At 68.8% G+C, this 21,878-nt stretch carries 19 protein-coding genes; 14 read left to right on the forward strand and 5 right to left on the reverse strand.

The features are described 5' to 3' along the window. Positions 1-253: 253 nt before the first annotated feature. Complete coding sequence (locus ACWCP6_RS34170; protein ID WP_450936520.1) at positions 254-595, reverse strand: hypothetical protein; 342 nt, start codon at positions 593-595, stop codon at positions 254-256. A gap of 387 nt (positions 596-982) precedes the next feature. Between ACWCP6_RS34170 and ACWCP6_RS34175 the strand changes: the two genes are divergently transcribed. Genes ACWCP6_RS34175 through ACWCP6_RS34185 form a run of 3 tightly spaced genes read left to right on the forward strand, consistent with a single transcriptional unit; the run spans position 983 to position 4,543 of the window. After that, on the forward strand, positions 983-2,275 hold the full coding sequence (locus tag ACWCP6_RS34175; RefSeq protein WP_450936521.1) for an MFS transporter: 1,293 nt from the start codon (positions 983-985) through the stop codon (positions 2,273-2,275). Between the two features lie 52 nt (positions 2,276-2,327). Further along, complete coding sequence (locus ACWCP6_RS34180) at positions 2,328-4,172, forward strand: WD40 repeat domain-containing protein (RefSeq protein WP_450936522.1); 1,845 nt, start codon at positions 2,328-2,330, stop codon at positions 4,170-4,172. After that, positions 4,169-4,543 carry a WD40 repeat domain-containing protein gene (locus ACWCP6_RS34185; protein ID WP_450936523.1) on the forward strand — a complete coding sequence of 125 codons (375 nt, stop codon included), beginning with the start codon at positions 4,169-4,171 and terminating at the stop codon, positions 4,541-4,543. The genes ACWCP6_RS34180 and ACWCP6_RS34185 overlap by 4 nt, the downstream gene beginning before the upstream one ends. A 68-nt stretch (positions 4,544-4,611) precedes the next feature. On the opposite strand, the gene ACWCP6_RS34190 is transcribed toward ACWCP6_RS34185, so the two are convergent. Further along, entirely contained in the window at positions 4,612-5,436 is an 825-nt protein-coding gene (locus tag ACWCP6_RS34190) for a dienelactone hydrolase family protein (protein ID WP_450936524.1), read from the reverse strand. 98 nt (positions 5,437-5,534) lie between these two features. Here ACWCP6_RS34190 and ACWCP6_RS34195 point away from each other — a divergent pair, with 98 nt between their 5' ends. Next, entirely contained in the window at positions 5,535-6,545 is a 1,011-nt protein-coding gene (locus tag ACWCP6_RS34195) for a GlxA family transcriptional regulator (protein ID WP_450936525.1), read from the forward strand. Between the two features lie 219 nt (positions 6,546-6,764). Here the strand turns inward: ACWCP6_RS34195 and ACWCP6_RS34200 are convergent, their stop codons facing one another. After that, complete coding sequence (locus ACWCP6_RS34200) at positions 6,765-7,160, reverse strand: VOC family protein (protein ID WP_450936526.1); 396 nt, start codon at positions 7,158-7,160, stop codon at positions 6,765-6,767. A 136-nt stretch (positions 7,161-7,296) separates the two neighbouring features. Between ACWCP6_RS34200 and ACWCP6_RS34205 the strand changes: the two genes are divergently transcribed. After that, on the forward strand, positions 7,297-7,833 hold the full coding sequence (locus tag ACWCP6_RS34205; RefSeq protein ID WP_450936527.1) for a GNAT family N-acetyltransferase: 537 nt from the start codon (positions 7,297-7,299) through the stop codon (positions 7,831-7,833). Between the two features lie 48 nt (positions 7,834-7,881). On the opposite strand, the gene ACWCP6_RS34210 is transcribed toward ACWCP6_RS34205, so the two are convergent. Next, entirely contained in the window at positions 7,882-8,394 is a 513-nt protein-coding gene (locus ACWCP6_RS34210; protein WP_450936528.1) for a putative immunity protein, read from the reverse strand. After that, positions 8,391-9,005, reverse strand: a complete 615-nt coding sequence (locus ACWCP6_RS34215; protein WP_450936529.1) for a putative immunity protein — start codon at positions 9,003-9,005, stop codon at positions 8,391-8,393. Before ACWCP6_RS34215 ends, ACWCP6_RS34210 begins: the two co-directional genes overlap by 4 nt. 409 nt (positions 9,006-9,414) lie before the next feature. Here ACWCP6_RS34215 and ACWCP6_RS34220 point away from each other — a divergent pair, with 409 nt between their 5' ends. The 9 genes from ACWCP6_RS34220 to ACWCP6_RS34260 all read left to right on the forward strand — a co-directional run bounded on the left by ACWCP6_RS34220 (position 9,415) and on the right by ACWCP6_RS34260 (position 21,876). Beyond that, the gene (locus tag ACWCP6_RS34220; RefSeq protein WP_450936530.1) at positions 9,415-10,014 is read left to right on the forward strand and encodes a hypothetical protein; all 600 of its coding nucleotides are present in this window, start codon (positions 9,415-9,417) and stop codon (positions 10,012-10,014) included. A gap of 954 nt (positions 10,015-10,968) precedes the next feature. Next, on the forward strand, positions 10,969-12,129 hold the full coding sequence (locus ACWCP6_RS34225) for a cytochrome P450 (RefSeq protein WP_450936531.1): 1,161 nt from the start codon (positions 10,969-10,971) through the stop codon (positions 12,127-12,129). A 399-nt stretch (positions 12,130-12,528) separates the two neighbouring features. Continuing rightward, positions 12,529-13,761: an MFS transporter gene (locus ACWCP6_RS34230; RefSeq protein ID WP_450936532.1), complete on the forward strand. Its 1,233-nt coding sequence runs from the start codon at positions 12,529-12,531 to the stop codon at positions 13,759-13,761. 6 nt (positions 13,762-13,767) lie between these two features. Continuing rightward, positions 13,768-15,015 (forward strand): ATP-grasp domain-containing protein, encoded by a 1,248-nt coding sequence (locus ACWCP6_RS34235; protein ID WP_450936533.1) that lies wholly within the window; start codon positions 13,768-13,770, stop codon positions 15,013-15,015. Further along, positions 15,012-15,827 carry a methyltransferase gene (locus tag ACWCP6_RS34240; RefSeq protein WP_450936534.1) on the forward strand — a complete coding sequence of 272 codons (816 nt, stop codon included), beginning with the start codon at positions 15,012-15,014 and terminating at the stop codon, positions 15,825-15,827. Before ACWCP6_RS34235 ends, ACWCP6_RS34240 begins: the two co-directional genes overlap by 4 nt. Before the next feature lie 109 nt (positions 15,828-15,936). Next, the gene (locus ACWCP6_RS34245; protein ID WP_450936535.1) at positions 15,937-17,202 is read left to right on the forward strand and encodes an ATP-grasp domain-containing protein; all 1,266 of its coding nucleotides are present in this window, start codon (positions 15,937-15,939) and stop codon (positions 17,200-17,202) included. A 78-nt stretch (positions 17,203-17,280) separates the two neighbouring features. Further along, a complete protein-coding gene (locus ACWCP6_RS34250; protein WP_450936536.1) occupies positions 17,281-18,342 on the forward strand; it encodes a helix-turn-helix domain-containing protein in 1,062 nt (353 codons plus the stop codon). A gap of 232 nt (positions 18,343-18,574) precedes the next feature. Next, complete coding sequence (locus ACWCP6_RS34255; RefSeq protein ID WP_450936537.1) at positions 18,575-21,145, forward strand: type I polyketide synthase; 2,571 nt, start codon at positions 18,575-18,577, stop codon at positions 21,143-21,145. Then, positions 21,142-21,876 carry a thioesterase II family protein gene (locus tag ACWCP6_RS34260; protein WP_450936538.1) on the forward strand — a complete coding sequence of 245 codons (735 nt, stop codon included), beginning with the start codon at positions 21,142-21,144 and terminating at the stop codon, positions 21,874-21,876. Before ACWCP6_RS34255 ends, ACWCP6_RS34260 begins: the two co-directional genes overlap by 4 nt. Positions 21,877-21,878: the final 2 nt, after the last annotated feature.

Raw genomic sequence — 21,878 nt, forward strand, 5'->3', positions numbered from 1 at the left:
AGGGCCGGAGCCGATGCCATCGCAGCACCCGAGGCCACCGCTGCACGTCCAAGCCGCAAGCAGGCCAAGAAGCCTTGGGGTCGTGCAGGCTCGGGAAACGACGGTCGGGCCGTGGGTGCACGAGCCGGCCCGCCAGGGCGACGCGGCAACACGACTCCGGTGCGGTCTCACACCGGCGGCGACGTGGGCCACGTCCGAGGGGCCGACGCCGACCCGTCCGTTCCACTCCCGGGTCGGGTTCTCCGGTCCTCGATCAGATGCCGATGTCGACGACCTTCATGTTGTACGGGAAGCCGGAGGAGCCGCAGTTGAGCGTCGCAGCCTTCTCCCTGCTCAGGGCGCGGAAGCCATTGGTGCCCTTGTAGGGGCCCCTGGCCCCACCCGGGCCACCGCACCAGGCCTGGACGTTCCAGTGGCCGTTGCCGTGGCTGCACCAGGCCAGTGCCCGGTGGGCGTTGTTCTGGTCCACAAATGCGGTGCATCCGGACGGTCCGACGGCAGCCTGGGCAGCGGGCGCGGCGCCGAACGCCATGCCCGCCACCATCATGCCGATCGCCGACGTGGTTGTCGCGAACTTCTTGAGTGTGCTGGTCATGCACTCTCCCCGTTTCGAACGAATCTTCCAACCTGCGCGAAGGTAGTCGGGGACGATCGGGCGCGCCTCATTCCAAAGGATGAACGAAGCATCGTGTCTGACGGTGTATTGGCCAATTTCCGACCATGTCCCAGAGTCGGAAGTCGTGGCCAACGTCACCTCTTGCACGTCACTTCGCCACGAGGTCCGCGGCGTGGACCCGGCGCCTTCGGCCGAGTGCGTGGTGCGGCCGTAGCGTGACGGGTGCGAGCCATTCGGGGACGGGCGACAACATCTACTGGGTCGCCGGCGGCATCGCCCGTATGCACAACTTCGCCCTCAGCCAGTAGCAGGAGCCCCCGCCGCCGGTCCCTGGTCGCAGTCATGGGCAACCTCTAGGTTGACGCTGTGACAGAGGTAACGAAGGACCTGCGGAATGCCGAGCCGGGGCGCGACGGTCCGAGCTTGTGGCGTCAGCGGGATTTCATACTGCTGTGGAGTGGCCAGACGGTCAGCGAGATGGGCTCGGCGGTCACCCAGATCGCACTGCCACTGGTCGCGGTCGTCGCTCTCAGGGCGAGCACGTTCCAGGTCGGGTTGCTGACCGCCGCCACCACAGCAGCGTTCGCGGTGATCGCGCTGCCCGCAGGTGCTTTGGTGGACCGCGGCGCCAAACGTTCCATCATGATCGTCTGTGACATTCTCCGCCTGCTGATCATCGGCTCGATCCCGGTGGCGGCTGCTTTCGGCACCCTGACGATGACCCAGCTCTACATCGTCGCTGTCGCGGCCGGCGTGTGCACGGTGTTCTTCGACGTCTCCTACCAGAGTTATGTGCCGTCGCTGATCCGCGCCGAGGACCTGATGGACGCCAACGGCAAGCTGGCGGCCACCGGGGCGTTCGCGCAGTTCGGGGGACCCGGTCTGGGCGGGGGACTGGTCGCGGCGTTCGGCGCCGTGGGGGCGATGACGGCCGACGCGATCTCCTACGTGGTCTCGGTCGTCTCGATATTCGGAATCAGGAAGCGCGAGGAGCCGCCGCCCGCACGGCGAGCGGACGAGACGTTGCGGAGCCAGATCGCCGAGGGATTGCGATTCGTCGTCAAGCACAGGATTCTGCGCAAGGTCGTGGCGTGCACGGGTACCGCGAACCTGTTCAGCGGCATGAGTTCGGCGCTGGCGATGGTTTTCCTCATCCGGGTGCTGCACGTGCTTCCCGCGTTGACCGGGCTGATCATGGCGGGCGCGGCCGTTGGCGGGATCGCCGGGGGAGTGTTCGCCGGTCGGCTCGCCAAGAAGATCGGCTCCGCGCGGGTCATCTGGGTGTCGATGGTGGTATTCAGCGCACCGCAGGTCGTCGCGGCGGCCGCTTGGCGAGGTTGGGGAGTGGTGTTGTTCCCGCTGGGCTGGGCCATCGCGTACTTCGCCGGGATGGTGTACAACGTCGCGCAGGTCAGCTACCGGCAGTCGGTGACACCGCCGGAGCTGATGGGCCGGATGAATGCGGCCGTCCGCTGGGTCGTGTGGGGCACGCTGCCGCTCGGCGGCATTCTCGGCGGGGTACTTGGCACGCTGATCGGGGTGCGGCCCGCGCTCTGGCTGGCGTTCATCGGTTCCTGGGCGGCCGGCTGGTTCGTGTTCTTCTCCCCACTCCGCCGCATGCGCGATGTTCCCGTCCCCGCCCCCGCTGTTACGAGTTGACGGTGAGCGCCGATGCTGGGGAGATCGCGAGACAACTTCTAGGCTACTGATCATGAGCGTTGATGCTGAAGAACGTTTCGTCAATGTGATGCTCAACAGCGCCCCTGCACGGGTGCGCCGGTTGCTGGACGCGTCGCCGGGGCCCGCGGCGCTGTTGGCGGCGGCGGTGTACCGGACCTCGCAGCACCTGCACCAGAACGCAAGTCCGGGTACGCGGCGGCACCTTCTCGCCCTGGACGCGGCGCGCTTCGGGGAACGGGAGTTTGCCGATCGGATCCTTGCCACGCCGATTCCGGGGGAGCCCGCGGCCGATTGGGCCGTGGAGTGGGCCACCGGATCGCAGCTCGAGCCGCGGTTACGTATGACGTTCGCAGGCGGGCCACCGGTCAGCGCGGTCGCTGCGCTCGCCGTCGGCGGCCGACCTCATGTCGTCAGCGGCAGCGAGGACGGCGCCGTACGGATGTGGGACCTGACGGCCGGCCGTCAGGTCGGCGAGCCCATGGACTGCGGCGCATCGGTCAAGGCCGTCGACGTACTGGAGATCGACGGGCGCTCGCACGCCGTCACCGGCGGCGGCGACCAGCAGGTACGCCTGTGGGATCTGACCACCGGCCGTCAGGTGGGCGTCCCCGTGGCCGAACACGGCGATTGGATCCGGTCGGTGGCCGCAGTCGCCGTTGACGGGCACGCGTACGTCGTCAGCAGCAGCACCAATGGCGGTCTCGGCGCGTACGCGGAGGGCGAGGTCCAGGCCACCGACCTCGCGACCGGCCGACAGCTGGGCTGCCCCGACGGCGAGGACGCCGCGCTCGCGGCCCTGGTGATCGGCGGCCGCGCGCACGCCGTCGTCGGCCTGTCCGACGGGGGCCTCCGGGTCTGGGACATAGCCACGGGCGACCCGGTCGACACAGCCCCGATCAGACACGACGGACCGGTGCACACGCTGACCGCAACCGCCGTCGACGGCCGGCCCCATGTGATCACCGTCGGCGCCGACGGGACGACGCGCCTGTGGGACCTGACCACCGGCCGGCGGGTCGGCGCGCCGCTGGCGACCGGACCGGCCTCCGCGACAGCCGCTGCCGCCGTTGACATCGACGACCGTCCCCACGTCGTTGTCGTCGACCGGGCCGGCAGACTCCGGGGCGTCGACCTCGCCACCCGCAGCGACGCCTTCGCCCCCTTGACCGTCGGTGCCGTGGAATGCGTGACCACAGCCATGGTCGACGGCCGCCCGCACGCGATCACCGGAGGCCTGGACGGCACGGTCCGGGTGTGGGAGCTGACCGCACTCCCCAGGGTGGGCCGCCTGGTACGCGGCCACACCGGCATGGTCCAGGCGGCGGTCACGGGAGTGATCGACGGGCGCTCCCACGTGGTCACCTGTGCCAACGACGGGACCATACGTACCTGGGACACGGCATCGGGCACCCCGGTCACTCGCGTGGATACCGGAGGGTATCCGGACCTTGCGCACGCCACGGCGGTCATCCACGGCCGGCTCCATGCCGTCGTACCCGGTGCCAGAGGCACGGCGCAGCTGTGGGACGTGACCCGTGCACGTGCGGTCGGCGAGCCGCTGGTGGACGACCGGATCGGCGACCACACCGGCATCAGCGCGGCGGCCACGGCGGTCATCGACGGGCGCCCGCATGCCGTCATGTGCACCGATGACGGGCGCTTGCACATGTGGGACCTCATCGACCGCCGACGGGTCGGCGAGCCGCTCGACGGCGAGGAGTTCTGGGACGCGGCCGTCACGACCGAGATCCACGGCAGGCCGCACCTGCTCGCCGCCGCCATGGGCGGGGGGCTCCACCTGTGGGACCTGACCACCGGCCGACGCACCGGCGACCCGCTCGGCGGGCACAACCGCAGCGTCACGCACTCGCCGTGACAGCCGTGGAGGGACGGCCGCACGCCGTCACCGGCAGCGACGACGGGACCGTACGGACGTGGGACCTGACTGCCGGCAGCCAGATCGCACAGCCGATCTCCGCGCACGAATGGGGCGTGAACGCCGTTGCCGTCGGCATCGCCGACGGACGACGGATCATCGTCACCGGGGGCGACGACGCCGCACTGCGCCTGTGGGACCTGGCCACCGGCGAGCAGGTGGGCCGTGACGTGATCTTCCCGTGGAAGGTCTTCGCGGTCACGATCGCCTCACGAGGCCGCATCGTCGTCGGATTCGGCCACGAGGTCATTGCGCTCAGCGCGACCGGCGAGGCGCCTCCCCTTCTTGGGCACATGAGCGCGGCCGAATAGGAGCGGGCGAGCGCCCATTGCATCCGGATGCGGCGGCGCCCCGTCGCATCACCGGGTGCGCCGACGGCTCATTGCGGCCGAGTCCCGAGCCGCTCGGCGAGGAAGGCGATGATCTCGTTCCGGGCCTGCACGGTGGGGTGGCCGTCCTGGTCGACGAGGTGCGCGGTGACGACGCTGTGGGCGCAGCCGACGACGTCTCGGAAGAAGGGCGGAGGGTTGGTGTTCGCCGTCCCGGCTTCGAGTACGCGGCCGTCGAATGCGTCTCCCAGCAACGCTCGGTAGGCCGCGAACCGCTGGCCGGTGCACCATCTGTCGTCATCGAAGCGGTAGGCGAGAACCTTCAGTCCGTCCCGCGCTACGCGTTCAGCCACGGCAGCGGCGTCTTCGTCGCCGATCTCCAGACCACTGGGGTCGTCGAGCGGGAGCGACGGATGGTTGACCACTGGTGCGACGACAGCGGGTTCGAGCGCCATGGTCAAGGCGAAGTTGCCGGTGAAGCACAGACCTACGGCGCCGACGCCGGGCCCGCCGCGCTCGGCGTGTGCCAGGCGTGCGAGGCCGCGCAGCCATGTCACGACGGGGCTGGTGCCGCCACCGGCGAACGCGCGGAACTCGGCGCTGACACAGGCGCGTCGCACGATGGTCTCGCGTGCCTCGGCGAGCGGATAGGCACCGTCGACGCCGAAGAGGGAGGGCAGGTACACGGAGAAGCCGGCATCACGCACCCAGCGCGCGAACCGTACGACGTCGGGGCTGATACCCGGCATCTCGGGCATGAGGATGACGGCCGGTCCTGCCCCGGCGATGTACACGGTCTTGTCGACGTCGTCGACGCCGACGGTTCTGCGTGAGAAGTCGTCCAGGGGGTCGTTCTGTCCTCGCATGATGGTCATGACCGAGATGATGATGAGTGGCGGCCTTCCTGAGAAGCGGCGGCATCGCCAGGTATCCGGGTAATCTCGCCACCCCGTTCAAGCGCCGGAGGTGCCGCATGAGTCCGCTGCGAGTCGGTGTCCTCGCCTACCCCGGCTGCTTTGCGTCAGAGGTGTTCGGAGTACCCGACCTCCTGGCCATGGCAACTCACGTCGCCGCGGCGCAGGGGTCGGTCCAGCCGGCCTACGAGGCGTCGGTCATCTCGCCCCGGCGGCGTGTGGTCGCGTCCGGTGGCTCCGCCCTCGACGTCTCGGCGATGCGCCCGGTGGACGTCCTGATCGTGCCGGGCTTCGAGCTCTCGCCCACGCTCGATCTCGACGCGACACTCGCGAACCTGGCACCGGAGGTGGCATCGATTCGATCGCAGGCCGCCTCGGGAGTGGCTGTCGTATCCATCTGCGTGGGCGCCTTCCTCGTCGCCGAAGCCGGACTGCTCGGCGGGCGTGAGGCGACCACGTCCTGGTTGTTCGCGGATCGGTTCGCCCGCCGGTACACCGACGTGCACCTCCGTCCGGAGAGCCTGGTCGTGACCGACCGGGGGGTGACGACGACTGCGGCCTTCAGTGCCATGTACGACTTCGCGCTGCAGTTCATCCGCGAGCACGACGGCCCCGGCGTCGCCCGTAGCACCGCGCGTATCGCACTCGTTGACGATGCGCGTTCCACGCAGGCCCCCTACGTCGACCCGGGGCTCATACCGGCCGTGGGCAAGGAGTTCTCGCTGGGCGTCAAGCGGTGGCTCGACCAGAACCTCGGCGCTCGCTATGACCTGCCCACCCTCGCCCAGGAGTTCCACGTCAGCACGAGAACCCTGCTCCGCCGCTTCGGCGACGAAGCCGGCGAGACACCACTGGCGTACCTGCAGTCGGCCCGGGTGCGTCGGGCCAGGCACCTGCTGGAGGAGACCGACAGGACCGTCGCGAGCATTGCCGCCGACGTCGGATACCGCGACCCGGGAGCATTCAGTGGCATCTTCGCCAGACACACGGGCCAGCGGCCCAGGGAGTACCGCGCGAAGTTCCATCGTCGTGCCGACCACCACGGGTCAACCCGACGACCGCAGGCGTGAGATCCACCCGCGACGGCGACAAGCCCCCAAAGGCCGGGCCAGGCACAGGTTCTCAACCCCACACCTCCAAGTGTTGTGTGACAGCGAAGGCTGAGCGTGTGCCGTCCAGGTGCGAGTGGCCGAGCGCATACATGCCGACAGGACCCGGCCCGGGTGCTGACCTGGAAGACCTGCCCACGGGGGCAGCCGATGACGCCTCGGGCTCAGGCGGGCTGCCGGTCAGCCGAGGTAGTCCGTGCGCCCCTCGTCGTCGAGCTCGAAGGGCCCCTCGGGGATGATGCAGAACTCGTTGCCCTCGGGATCGGCCATCACCAGGAACCCGCCGTCGGCATACTGCTCCAGCCTGCGCCCGCCGAGCGCCTCGACCCGCTGCTGCTCGGCGGCCGGGTCGGGGGAGGTGATGTCGAAGTGCATGCGGTTCTTGCCCGACTTGGGTTCGGCGGTCTTCTGGAAGCCCAAGCCCATGCCCATGCTGTCCTCGCGTCGCAGCCATACGTACGGCCCCATGCGGCCCACGACCGGCCTGCCGAGCAGCTCGGACCAGAACGCGGCAAGTCGCTCGGGGTCGGCGGCATCGACGATGAGGGCGTTGATCCGCCGGGGTGAGTCCGTCATGCCCCGATCCTCTCAGAGCACGCCGGGCCGCTCTCGGGCGTGAGACCGGTGAGGTCGCATGTACACGTGTCGCGTACCGGCCGGTTGGATCCTCTCTTCCGGATCGTTCTCACGGGCGTGCGATACGTTGTCCGCCATGACCGGACTCGGCCCCGTCACCTGGCCACCTGCCCCGATGCGGACCGAACGGCTCGTGCTCCGCGAGTCCGAGGGCCGAGACCGTGCGGCGTTCATCGAGCTGTTCGCCTCGCCAGAGGTGGGCACCTACATTGGTGGCCCTCGACCCCGCGATGAGCTCGAAAGCGCGGTGCCTGAGGTGCCCGGGCGGCGCCCCGGCCTTTTCGTGATCGATCTCGACGGATCGATGATCGGCATGGTCACGCTCGATCGGCGCGATGCAGCGCGTCCGGGTCACGTCCGTCCGGACGCCGGGGAGGCCGAGCTCGGCTACATGTTCCTGCCGGAAGCGTGGGGATGTGGGTACGCCGCCGAGGCGTGCGCAGCGGCACTCGACTGGTTCGCCGACGCACTTCCCGGCGAGCCGGTGGTGCTCTGCACCCAGACCGCCAACGACCGCGCGATGCGCCTCGCGGCGAAGCTGGGGTTCACCGAGGTGAAGCGGTTCGAGGAGTACGGCGCCGAGCAGTGGTTCGGCGCGTGGTCCTCGGCGTAGCCGGTAGCGGTCGCGGTTGCGAAAGTCGCGGGCGATGCGGCTGTGGAGTCAGTCGAACACCGACCAGCAGATGTTGTTGCGCAGTCGCTGGTCATCAAGGACGAGCTCGCTGATGGCCTCCGGGAGTTGATTGCGCTGCCACTGGCACTCGAGTCGTCCTGCGGTCTCGCTCTCGCCTGCCGGTGCCGCTGCGCGTGCGGCCTTGATCGCGTAGGCGGCCGCGCCGAGCTCGTGCGCGGCGACGTGGGCGACGGCCCCGGCTTGGCCGGCGGCGTACGCGGCATGCCGTGCTGCCCCACGCAAGTCTCTGGCTGCCCCCATCGCATGGCCGCCCGCCGCGCGAGCCTGCATCATCTTGACCTCACCACGTACCCAGGCCCTCGTATGCTCGATCGCCTGGCGCGGTCGCGGGTCCCCAGGCCGGGTCGACTCGAAGAGGTGAAGTACGTGCTCTGCACACGAGGCAGCCCATAGAGCAAGGAGCCGGTGATTCGCATCAGTGAGAGTCCCACCGCGGCGGATCGTCACAAAGCGAGGATCACGGACCTTTGGGAGGATCATGACTTGCGTTCCCTCCTGAGCGCACTGGCGCGACTGCCTGTGGTGTGCTCTGCCGACCGGTCAGCTGCCTGGCGCAGGGAGTGGTCCAGAGTGCTCATCAGCCGGGCGACATGAGTGCTGCCGCTTGTCACGGGCGGGTAGCGGCGGAGCACGTCGATGAGCACCGGTGTCGCACGCAGCCGCGACCGTTCCAGCAGGGCATCCACAAGTGCGGGGTCGCCGCCCGCCTTTATCTCTCCGATGCGTGCAGCGCTCGCGGAGGCTCGCAGGATATGGCCGACCTGGCTGGCCTGGGCGATGGGATGCAGGTATGCAGCCGACGCGGCGTCGCCGGCGGATTGCGCGGCCAGTCGCGCGGCTTCGGAGGGCGCGGACCGAGCGGCTCGATGCGCTTCGAGGGAAGCAACGCGCTGCAACTTCGACCTGTTGGCACCATTGATGAACGCCCAGGCCGCGTCGATCGCTGCACGGGGGCGCGGATCATCGGGAACAGCCTGCTCGAAGACCGGCAGGACGTCCTCTGCGTGCCAAACCACGTAACGCGCCACGACGCGCAGCTCGTCCATCGACAGGTCGAAGTCTCCGGTCACGGTGTGCGTGCTCTTTGCCATGTTCCTGAATTGTATTCTTGAATCCTCGGTGGAGACTTTGGGACTGGTTTTCCGCTCACGTGCGTCCGAAACCCTCAATCGGAGGTCACGTGCGACCCGTGGGTCTGGCTCGTCGGCACGGCCTCTCGACACAGGTGGTCCGCCACTACGAGGACGACGGCCTCTCCCGCCCGCCCACCGCAGCCCGACGGGATACCGGGACCCCACCGCCACTCATGCGGGCCTCACGGCGTACCTGACGCTCGTCCCTGCCTTCGGCCACTCGACGAGCCGACGCATCATGCATGCCGTCACCGGCGGCCGGCTGCACGAAGCACTGGAGTACATCGACGCTGGGCACGAGCTCCCCGGGCGGGCTAAAGAAATGGGATTCGCCAGTACTCGACACCTCAAAGGAACTCGCTCCCGCATGACCGCCCTGTCCAGCGGCCCTCAGCCGACTCACCACAAGGTCGCGAAGACCGTTACCGATGCACTGCAGCCGCGCAACATGCTGGTCGCCGGCCTGACAGGGTTCGGCGCGATCACCCAGGCCGGCGTCGCCGGGGCCGCCTGGGGCCTGTTCGCCTCGGTGTGCGCGGGCGTCGTTCCGGCCGGATACATCGAGTGGGAGCGGCGGCGGGGCACTTGGGGGGACCGACATGTGGTGGACCGGCGGCAACGTCCGCGGATCTTCGCCGTGATCCTCGCGTCCATAGGCGTCGGCATCACGGTCATGGAGACGGCCCACGGACCCCGCGACATCGAGCGAGCCGTGATCGCCTTGTGGGGCATGACCGTGGTCCTGGTGACGGTCAACGCCTTCTGGAAGATCAGTGTGGACGCGGCTGTTGCCTCGTCGGTCGTGGCGCTGCTCGCCGTCTTCCACTCCCCGTGGTGGCTGCTCGGCTACGCCCTCGTCACCGCAGTCTGCTGGACGCGCGTGGCGCTCGACTTTCACACGGTGGCGCAGACCGTGGCCGGCGCGTCCCTTGGCGCGGCGGCGGCAGGCGTCTGGCTGCTCGGGTAGGTATCCACTTCCCGCATATGCCGTTCAACAGGCAGGCGTCCGTACCCGCAGCGTTCCAGTGAGCCCGGGAGGAGCGGGAGGCTGCAGTCCGGATGCCCACCACACCGGACAGTTGGGGCGCGATCAAGTCGGATGAGGTCGGATCGGGGCGCACTGGCCCGGCGCAAGCCATGGCAAGGGCCGCGCAGTTCGCCGAACTTTCATTGGTGCAGAGGTGGGGCGATCTTTGCTTTTCGCTTGACAATTCTTTGTTGATGCATGTGTCATATACCTATCTGTCTTGAGTTCGCGCCGCCTTGAGTGATCGCTCGCCCTCCGTGGCAAACCGATCAGGTCGCTAAAGGCTGAAAATGCATCGGCCGTAGGCCGAAAATCTATAGTGATTCAGGTCACGTCAAGGCGAGGGTGTCGGCTTCTCTGGCTTGTGATCTATAGTCTTGTTCATCACTGCACAACTAACTCCAGCGCCATGCACAAGCGTGGGGGCCGCCACCCCGCAGACCCCGCTGAGGAGTTTTTCGATGCTGTTGAACACATCCGCTGTCCCGGAGACGACGAGATCTCCCCGGCAGCGAAGATGGGACACCGTGGGCTGATCGGCCCCTGGTGCCGAACAGTCGAGATCCACGGCCCGTGCGCCCCGATTCGAGCAGTCAGGATCGGGTTCCCCCCTCTCCCCGCACACGGCGGGTTGAGTCTGATTGCCGGGTCGGACGATGGTGAGCCACCGCGATCATCCTGCTTTTTTCGATGCGGCGGTATCTCCTGTTCCTGCGTGCTGGCGTGCGACCCCGGGTCGGCCAGGAAAATACAGATGGTGCCATCGCGTGAAATCCACATCGCCACGTGATGTGTGAGCTCGATCGTCTGTGCGGCCGATGAGTGGCGCTGCGAGAGAATCCGACTTCCGGTCCATGTCCTGGTGTTCTGATGGATGGACGACGAGGATGAACCATGAACTATGCCCTTCAGTACGACCCGCTGAGCCCAGAGACACTCGCCGACCCGTATCCGCTGTACCGCGAATTACGTGAGCGACAGCCGATCTTCTGGCACGAGCAGATGCAGTCCTGGGTTGTGAGCAGGTACAGCGACTGCCGCGAAGTCTTACGAAATTATGAGCTCTTCGCTCGCGATCGCCGGCGCGTGGGCCAGGAAGTTCCCGACTTCCAGCAAAGTGTTCAGACGCTCGATCCGCCGGCCCAGAAGTCACTGCGCGGCCTTTTCGTCAACACTCTCAGAACCCAGGACACCGAGGCCATCGGGCGGCGCGCGCAACAACAGATCGCCCGCATCTTCGAACGCAACCTCGACAAGGATCAGTTCGACTGGATGCTCGACGTTGCCGCGCCCGTCTCGCTGAGTATCTCTGCTGATCTCATGGGCGTCGAAGAGCCGGAGCTGCTGTCCTACGTGGCAGTCTCGGAGGCGCTGGCACACCGCATGGATGCCGGTTTGCGGCCCCAGGTCATCGCGCCTGGAGACGAAGCGCGGAAGAAGTTCAACGCAATGGTCGCATCGTGGTTCGAGTCCCAGGACCATCCGGGCGCCCTGAAGGCGATCAGAGCCGAAGCGGACCGGGCCCAGGTGCCCGAGCACTACGTGCGGAACACCACCGCCGTGACCTTCAACGCGAGCTTCGGCACCCTGTATGCCACAGCCGGCAATGTGGCGCTGACGCTGCTTCAACACCCCGAGATATTGGCTGAGTTCCACGACGAGAGCCTGCTCGCTCCCGGTGTGCACGAGCTGATCCGGTTCGACGGCCCAGCTCAGGGCACGAGTCGCTTCGCGATGCGGCGGACGGTCATCCAGGACCAGGTCATCGAGCCGGGCCAGACCGTGCTGACGCTCACAGCCTCCGCCAACCGCGATCCGGAGCAGTTCCCGTCGCCTGACGAGATCATCCTCGACCGGAGGCCCAACCAGCATCTGGGGTTCGGCTGGGGGCCGCATGCCTGCCTCGGGCAGATGTTCGGCGAGTTGGCCGTCGGCGCGCTGGTGGCCGCGCTGGTGGAGGCCCCTCGGCCGCTCCGTCTCGCGGGCGAACCGACCCGCCGCACCACGGCGACCGTGCGCAGCCTGGCCGCCTTGCCCGTCACCTTCCGGCAGTAGCCCGCCCCGCGGCCCCGGCCCCGGTCCCGGTCCCGGTCCCGGTCCCGCGCACGGTCTCCCCTCAGCTTCACGGTGCGAACAGGCAGGTCCTTGCCGCCGCGACCGTGATGAATGTCGTCGAGGGAATGAGAGAGGAGGGAACTCTCATGAGCTACGACCACTGACGATCCTTGAACCGTCCCGTCGGCAATCCGACGCCGCAGACATCTGCTGCCGTCCGATGCCGGATCCTGCGGAGCAGAGAGGAGCCGTCCCATGAGCTACGACCACTGATCACGATCGCGAAGGGTGCTGGGTCCCTCCACCGAAGGGACCCAGCACCTCCACCACTGGCAATGAAAGGCCGAGGAGAAGTAAGTGCCTGAGTCCGCAGCCGATGGCCACAACCATCGCATCACGTTGCGAAGAAACAAACGCTACGCACTCTTCGCGGGCGCTCGCACACTGTCCACGGCGGGGGACGGGTTCGGTCCGGTCGCCCTCTCGTTCGGCGTTCTGGGAGCAGCCGGCGGATCGCCGAAGCTCCTCTCGATCGTGCTCTTCTGCCAGATCGTCCCTGCTGTGGCGATGATTCTCTTCGGCGGCGTGATCGGCGACAGGTTCTCCGCCCGGATCGTGCTCTCCGGTGCACGGATCGGGTCCGCCGTCGGCTACGGGGCCATGGCTCTTCTCCTGACCGGCACTCTGCGTGGGCCCTGGCTGCTGTGCACGGCCGCGGGACTGACAGGTCTGTCGCAGGCCGTCTTCCTTCCTGCATCCCAGAAGGCGGTCACGGCACTGGTGAGGCGGGACCAGCTTCAGCAGGCCAACGGAAGTCTGCGTCTGGGTGCCAACCTCGCGCGCATCGTCGGAATGTCACTCGGCGGTGTGGTGGTGCACTCGGTGGGCGCTCCGGCGGCACTGGGGATCAACGCGGCGACCTTCGTGGTGGAAGCCCTCATCCTCGGCACCGCACTCCCGGCGGGAACCCGAACGCACAGCCGGGGCAGCATCCTCGGTGACCTGCGCCGTGGCTGGGGGGAATTCTCCTCCCGCCAGTGGCTGTGGGCGGTCGTGATGCAGTACACGGTCGTGGTCGCCACCTCCAACGCACTGACCGGCGTCCTCGGACCCATGTCCGCCGCCTATCTGGGAGGCGCCGCGGCCTGGGGATTCGCCACGGCCGCCCAGGCCGTCGGCCGGGTAGCGGGAGCCGGGGCGTCGATGCGTGTCCGGCCGCACCGGCCCATCTTCGTCGGTGTCCTCGCCACGTTTCCCTCGGCCGCGCCGATGTTCGTCCTCGCCTTCCACGGCAACCTACTGCTGCTGACCGTGGCGTTCTTCGTCGCGGGTGTGTGTTCCGACCTCTTCAACGTGCTGTGGGGCACGACCATTCAACGTGAAGTGCCGCACGACTCGCTGGCGATGGTCAACTCCTACGACATGCTCGGCTCGATAGCCATGGCTCCGCTGGGCCTTCTCGTCGCGGGCCCCGCAGCGGAGGCCTGGGGTGCCAGGCCGGTACTTCTGGTGTCCGGACTGCTGACCGTGGCCGCCACTGCGGTCACCCTGGCGGCCCCCGGCGTACGCAAACTGACAGCGGCGATTCCCGAGCCGGCGGAGCCCAGCTCCGAAGCCACCGTGTCTGGATAGGTGAACATGAAGGTACTCGCGATCGGCATGCACGAGGGATTCGCGGACTTCTTCCGACGGAACCCGGAATACGAACTGTTCGTACTCGACGAGCCGGATCTGTACGCGAACGATGCGGCCGGATACGCCTCGTACCCCGTGACCGACGTGCGCCTCGCCTCCTACCAGCAGACGGACGAGTTCCTCGCGGTGGTGGACGATTGGCACCGACAAGTCGCCTTCGACGCCGTCGTGCCCTGCTGGGAGTACTCGGTTCACCCCGCAGGCAAGATCGCCGACCGGCTGGGGCTCAGGTCCGCCGGTCTGCGAGCCATCGAAGCGTGCACGGACAAGCTCCGGCTGCGCGAGGCGGCGTCGGCAGCGGGCATCCCGCAGCCGCGGTTTGCGCCGGCCTCCTGCGAGGCGGACCTCCACGCCTTCTACCAGGGGCGACCCGTCATCGTGAAGCCGACGAACCGCCGGGGGTCCGTCGGAGTGGTACGCGCCGACTCCCCCGAGGAGTTCGCCCAGGCATGGGCCACCTCGGTGGACGCCGTGGAGGCGCGTGGCGTGGCCGCACGCACACTGGAGTGGCCGCATCTCGTCGAGGAATACGTCGAGGGCACGCTGGTCTCGGTGGAAACGCTCTTCGTCGACGGCCAACCGGTCTTCGACAACGTGACCAAACTCGACACCCCGGTCGGCAGCCGACGGTTCCCGATCACGACGATCACTGTGCCGGCGCCCTTGAGCGAGGGGGACCACCGCCTCGCGGTCGAGTCGGCGCACCGGCTGGTCACGGCGCTCGACGCCCGGGACGGGATGTTCCACTCCGAGTGGAAGATCAGCGAGGCCGGCGCCCTTCTGATCGAATCGGCGTGCCGGGCTCCCGGCGTGTGGATCCCGGAACTCGTCAGCGAGACCTACGGGTTCAACCTGTACGGCGCGCTCGTCCGTGTCCTGCTGGGGCTGCCCGCCGGCGTGAAGAGGCAACCGGAGGCGGTGGGCGCGGTGCACTACCTGCAGCGCCCGGCCGGACGTGTCGTCGAGGTCTCGGGCGCCGAGGCGCTGGCGGCCCACCCGAATGTCTTCATGCATCGCATCAAGGAGACCGTGGGCAGCCGCATCGTCTCGCCGGCCGACTCCTCCCGGCGGGGAGGCTACTTCGGGGTCCGGGCCGCCGACCATGCCGAGCTCGCCCGGCTCGTCTCGGAGCTCGACGAGTCCCTGCACGTCGCCGTCGCTCCCGAAACCGGGGAGGCAGCGCGCATATGAAGGCGAGCACGGACATGACGATCGACACCCCGGTCCTCCTGCCGGAGGGCGTCGACGGAGCCCTGTGGGAGCGCCGCTTCAGGAGCGGGATGGTCCGGTTTCGTGGCGTTCCCCTGCGTATCGACGTCGCCGACGACGAGGACGTGCTGTTCCCGAGCGACTGCGGGCTGAGCCTGCTCACCGCCCTTGAGGACACGTCCACGGTCCGGTTCACCGGCCGACGTGTCCTCGACATCGGCTGCGGCTCCGGCCTCTACACGGTGGCGGCCCTCGCGGACGGCGCCGCTCATGTGACGGCGCTGGACATCAACGCGGAGGCGCTCGACGCCACCTCGCGGAACGTACGCACCAACGGTCTCCCGGTGGACAGGCTGGAGTGCCTCGGAACGGGGCTCGCCGATTACCGTCCGCTCCGAGGCTTCGACGTCATCGTCACCAATCCGCCCCACCTGCCCGCCGACAGCGCCTACTCGACCGAACACGGCCTCAAGCAGGCGCTCATCGGCGGCGACGACGGACGGCAGCTGTACGACATGGTCATCGACCGAGTCGCCGATCTGCTGACGGAGGACGGCGTTCTGGTGGTAGCGCACTCCTCGTTGGCGAACGTCCCGAGGACCGTGTCACGGATGGCCGAACTCGGCTTCGTGGACCGCACGCTCAGCGTGGTGGAAATGGACATACCACTTCGCGCCTACGGCGATCACGCCACCGTTGTCCTGGAACGACTCGCGGAGCTGCGGCGCGAGCAGCGGGCCGCGTTCTCCGAGCGGCGCTTCTTCGTGCACGTGCTCGCGTTCAGCCGCGCCTGAAACGACAGGGCGGCCGACGCCGTCGTGCACAGACAGCCCGTTCGAAGCCGTGGACGGATGGATCCGAAAACGGCCCCAGGCTCCGGTCGGCGGATGCGAGGAGGTTTCGATGCAGCGTACGGGGATCCTGCTCGTCGACGTCGCCGGGCCGGACGCGGCAGCAGTGATCGAGGCCGCCTCGCGGCTGTCGCTCGATGTCCACGCGGTGGCGCAGAGAGGTACATGGGATGCCCTCGACGGGAGCCGTCGATCCCTGGTCTCCAGTCACACGTCCACGGACTTCGCCGCGCACGACACGGCTCTCGAACGCATCGTCGAGATGGCGGAAGGAGCCGCCGTCGCCGGTATCACCACCGTCAACGAGTTCCTGACCCCGCTGGTGGCCCAGGCCTCCATGAGGCTCGGCCTGCCCGGTTTCTCCGACGACGCCGCGGTCCGGGGCGCTCGCAACAAGCTGGAGATGGCACACCGCTTCGCCACGCACGGTGTCGCGGCGCCCCGCACGTTCGCCGTGCGGAGCGAGGAAGAGATCCTGGACCTGTGCAGGGGCGGTGACGTGCGGTTCCCCTTCGTCGTCAAGCCCGCTGACGGCGCGGGCTCCGTGGGGGTCACGGTCGTGTCCGTCCCGGAGCAGATCGGTGAGGCGTACCTCAGCGCAGGAGCCCATCGAGTGAACGTGCCGTACGGTCTGCCGGTCGACGACCGGACCGTCGTCCAGAGCTATGTCGACGGCATCGAGTACAGCGTCGAGTCGGTGGTGCAGGCGGGACGGATTCACCACGTCTGCCTGGCGGAGAAGGTCACGACCGTCGGGTCGGCCCGTGTCGACCTCGGATTCTGCGTGCCCGCCCGCATCGACACGGCGAGCAGGGATCTGATGCTGAAGGAGGTCTCGCGCGCGATCCGTGCGATCGGCATCGTCGACGGGGTCACTCACACGGAAGCCAAAATCGCCCAGGGCAGGTGTGTCGTGATCGAGATCGGCGCGCGCATGGCGGGAGGGCACATCGGAACTCTCGTCGAAGCGGCGTTGGGTGTCGATCTGTGGCGAGCCTGTGTGGACACCTCGACGTCACGTCCCGTCAGTGTGCGGCCCGTGCGGGAGCGTTACGCCGCTCTGCGTTTCATCACGTCCCCCCACGAGGGGAGGTTCGTCGGTGTGACGGGACTGCCGGTCGCCGAGGGCGATGTGCTCGCCGCTCATGTCCGTCGTCGGCCCGGCGACCGCGTGGCCGGACCGGACAGCAGCAAGGGACGGATAGGGCACGTCATCGTGGCGGCCGACGACGCCGAGACGGCGAACGCCCGCGTGGACGAACTGGTACGGCACGTCCAGGTTCAGGTGGAGGTGGAGGCACCGGCGCCCAGTGCCTGACATGAACAGCCCGTTGCCCCCACGACGGAGGGGGAAACGACGAGTTGAGGCCGCAGACCGAAGGAGAGGACAGCACGCTTGCTCCAGGAATCGGAGTCGACGATCCACACGGCATCGGTGGGATCCCTGCTGCCGGCGGACTCACCACGCCTCGACGGCCTGAGCCACGACCATGTGCAGGTCCTCGCTGCCTGTGGGAAGGAGTTCGAGCCGATCCTGGTGCACCGGGAAGCCGGTCGCGTGGTGGACGGTATGCACCGGCTGCAGGCGGCGATCCTACGTGGTCGGCGCGACATCGCCGTCCGCTACGTGGAGGGCTCGTCGGCCGAGCTGTTCGTCCGGTCCGTGCAGGCCAATACCAGCCATGGCCTTCCCCTGACCCTCAAGGACCGCAAAGCGGCCGTGGCCCGCATTCTCGCCTCCCATCCCCACTGGTCGGACCGAGCCATCGCCGCGGTGGCGGGAGTGTCGCCGAAGACCGTGGGCGCTGCGCGGGGGAGGTGTTCGAGTGAGGAATCTCCACAGTCGAACCAGTCGACCACCGCGCGGGTCGGAAGGGATGGACGGGCGCGCCCGGTCGACATGCCGCAGCGACGGGAGAAGGCTCTGGCACTGCTGACGGCACGGCCGGACGTCACGCTGCGCGAGGTCGCGCAGGAGGCCGGCGTCTCCATCAGCACGGTGCACCGCATGCGTCAGGAACTGCGGTCCGGTCCACCGGCCGAGCTCCAGCGCGGGCAGACCTCGGCGCCACCGGAAGCGTCATGGCCGGAGGAAGGCACCCCGGCCACCTCTTCGGGGCCGGTCGCGGCGGCGCGCCAGGTAAGCCATCTGACGTCGGTCCCCAGTCCGCCGGAACGGCTCCCGCCCGACGTCGCACGGCCACGGGCGCGGGCCCTGCACACCCTCTCCAACGATCCGTCGATCCGCTTCACGGACAGCGGTCGCGCTCTGCTGCGCTGGCTCAACGGTCAGGCCCAGGCACTGGCAGCGGGTGAGCAGTTGCTGGAGTCCGTCCCGCCGCACTGCGCACGGGCCGTCGCCGAGGTGGCGAGTCACTACGCCAAGGAATGGGAGCGGCTGGCAGGCGAGCTGCGGAGGACCGACCCGGTGAACGGAACCTGGCGAGCGGCACGGTGAAATTCCCCGCCGAAAGAGAGTCGGATACGACGACCATTCCGGCGCTCAGGCAAGGGTGGGCGAAGGAACTCTCCATTCTCCCCAACAGAGTCGACCTGCCCGGGATTTCTCCCGAAGGCGCTCGTGACCCCCTGTTCGATACGTAGCAATGGGCCTTCATTTTCCTGAGGCGGAAAAGTAGTGTGGCCGATCTCAGGGCATGTGCGTCTCACTTCCAAGAGGTCGGTGATCCGTGACGAGTCCTAGGGAGTGCAGCAATGTCCCGCGGCAGGAGGCCGAAACCGACCACATCGCCGTGATCGGCCTGGCCTGCCGCTTTCCCGGAGCACGCGATCCCGACGAGTTCTGGCGGAACCTGCTCGACGGAACGGACTCGGTCACAAGAGTCGCCGGGGCCCGGGGCATTGCGGCGCGTGGGCTGCTGGAGGACCCCGACCGGTTCGACGCGGACTACTTCGGTGTGTCACCCCGAGAGGCCCGGCTCATCAACCCGCAGCACCGCGTCTTCCTGGAATGCGCCGTGGAAGCGCTCGAAAACGCAGGTTACGACCCCGCGCGTTACTCCGGTTCCGTCGGTGTCTACGCGGGCAGCAGTGAGAACGCGTATGCGCACATCCTCACGTCACAACAGACGCAGCTGCCTTCGGTGTCCGACTGGGAGATCCGCGTCGCCAACGGAGCCGACTTCCTCTGCAGCCGGGTCGCCCACAAGCTGGGGCTGCGCGGCCCCGCCGTCGCGGTACAGGCCGCCTGCGCCACCTCGTTGGTCGCCGTGCACCTGGCGGTGCAGGGTCTCATCAGCGGGGACTGCGACCTCGCACTGGCCGGAGGCGTCACCATCCGTCTCCCGCTCGTGCCGGATGTGGCGAGTGCCGGGGGAATCCAGGCACCGGACGGTGTCTGCCGGGCCTTCGACGCAGGCGCCCGCGGGGTCGTGGGCGGCGACGGAGCGGGCATCGTGGTGCTGAGGCGGCTGGTGGATGCGCTGGCCGACGGGGATCGGGTGGATGCGGTCATCCGAGGGTCCGCGGTGAACAACGACGGCGCCGACCGCATCGGTTTCACCGCCCCCGGCGTCGACGGACAGGCCGCCGTGATCGAGACCGCTCAGCGGGCGGCAGGCGTGGCCCCGGATACCTGCACCTACGTGGAGGCACATGGAACGGGTACTCCGCTGGGTGATCCGGTCGAGGTCGCGGCCCTGGTCAAGGCGTTCCGGCGCGGCACCGACCGCCGTGGATTCTGCGGCATCGGATCCGTGAAGACCAACATCGGCCACACCGACGCCGCCGCAGGTGTGGCCGGGCTGGTCAAGACGGTCCTCGCGCTGAAGCACGCGGTGATCCCGCCGAGCCTGCACTACACGGCGCCCCACCCCGAGATCGACTTCGAGACCAGCCCGTTCCAAGTGGTCGTGCGTCCGCGGGAATGGCTGTCCAACGGGATGCCGCGGCGCGCCGGCGTCAGCTCCTTCGGCCTGGGCGGGACCAATGCGCACGCGGTCCTGGAACAGCCACCCGAACGGCACGACTCCGCGCCGCCCGAGCGCTCCTGGCAGGTGCTGCCGCTGTCGGCGAGAACACCGACCGCGCTGGCGACCGTCGGCAGCCGACTGGGCGAACACCTGCGCACCAGTGCCGCCACACCACTTGCCGACACGGCCTGGACCCTTCAGACCGGTCGCCCGGAACACCCGTACCGGAGGTTCGCCCTCGTCAGCAGCACCGCGGACGCAGCCCGCGTCCTGGCCGGCCGCCATCCGGACCGGCTCGTCACCGCCGGGGGAGAGACCCGCTCGCGACCGGTGACCTTCCGGTTCCCGCCGGTGGCCGATCTCCGTACGGAGCACCGGAGTTGGGCACGCCTCTACGAGACCGAGGCGACGTTCCGGGAGGCTGCCGAGGAGTGCGGTGCCGGGGACGTCTTCCGCACCGGCGCCGACGGACCCGCGCCCCTGATCACATTCGCAGGCCGGTACGCCCTCGCCCGGCTGTGGCAGAGCTGGGGCGTCGAGCCGGCCGCGGCCGAGGGCGAAGAAGTCGGGGCGCTGGCGGCGGCGACCGTGGCCGGGGTGTTCCGGGCGGCGGACGCCGCCCGCCTGGTGACCGAGGCGCCCCAAGTGACCGAGCCGACGCAACTGGAGGATCTGATCCGGCGAACCGCCCCTCGCACACCGGCGATCACGCTGCGGACGACTGGCGCGGCGGAACGCACGTCGCCGGTCCAGGCCACGGATCCGGCGTACTGGGCCGCGTACTTACGACAACGGCCACGCACGGACGGCACCGCGGCCACGCCGCGGGACGGACTCGGCCGTATCGTCCTGGACATGGCGGCCGACCGGACACCGGTCGGCGAACAGGCCCTGCTCCGCGCCCTGGGGGAGCTGTGGCTTTCCGGTGCGAGGATCGACTGGACGGCGGTGCACCGAGGGCGCCGTCCGCAGCGGGTCGCCCTGCCCACCTACCCCTTCGAAGGACAGCGCTACCTCGTGGAGGCGGAGCAGCCCCCTCCTGGTCCCGTCGGCACCGAGAACGCCTCCGCGTCCGCGCGGCCCGCGGGCAGCGGAACACTCGGCCTGGTCACGGCGCTGTTCGCCGAGATCCTCCAGCTTCCGGAGGTCGAGCCCGACGAGAGCTTCTTCGATCTCGGGGGAGACTCCCTGATCGCCACGCGATTCGTCGTGCGGGCCCGGGAGGTCTTCCCGGTGGAACTCGTGCCCCGCACCCTTTTCGAGGCCCCCACGGCCGCCCGGCTCGCCGCGCTGATCGACGCGCGCACCACCGCGGGAGGCGTTCGATGACGCGCTGGACCGTCCGCCGTCACCGCCGGCCGGACGCCGTCACCTCTCTCTACTGCTTCCCGCACGCCGGCGGATCGCCGGGCGAGTACGTGCGGTGGTCGGACGACCTGACCGGGGTGCAGGTGTGGGGAGTGCACCTGCCCGGCCGCACCACACGCCTCGACGAGCCTCCCTTCACCCGAATGGGACCGCTGGTGGACTCCTTGGTACAGGCCGTCCCCTTCGACGGGCCGTTCGTGTTCTTCGGTCACAGCCTCGGGGCGCTGGTGGCGTTCGAGACGGCGAAGGAGCTGAGCAGACGGGGCCGAGCCCAGCCGGGCGCGCTGATCGTGTCCTCGTGCCCCGCGCCGCCCCTCCCGCCCGTCCGGGAACCGGTCCACCTGTTGCCCGACGACGACCTGCTCGACGAGATCGAGCGACGCTGGGACGAGCCCCTGGACCACCTGAGGGACGACCCCGGCCTGCGGGAGCACGCACTCGCCTGCTTCCGGGCGGACTTCACCCTCCTGGAGAGCTACCGCTCCACGCCGGACGTCCGCCTCGACTGCGGGGTCACGGTCCTCGCGGGCACTCGGGAGCCGTGGACGCGCGGGGCCGCCGACTGGGCTGCGCACACCCGCGGCCCGACCGAGGTCAGACTCCTGCCCGGCGGCCACTTCCACTTCCGCGAAAGCCGGGCCGAAGCGCTGCGCGCCGTGCGGGAGACAGTGCTGGCGACGACCTCACGATGACT

The sequence above is a fragment of the Streptomyces sp. NPDC002004 genome (assembly GCF_053593975.1).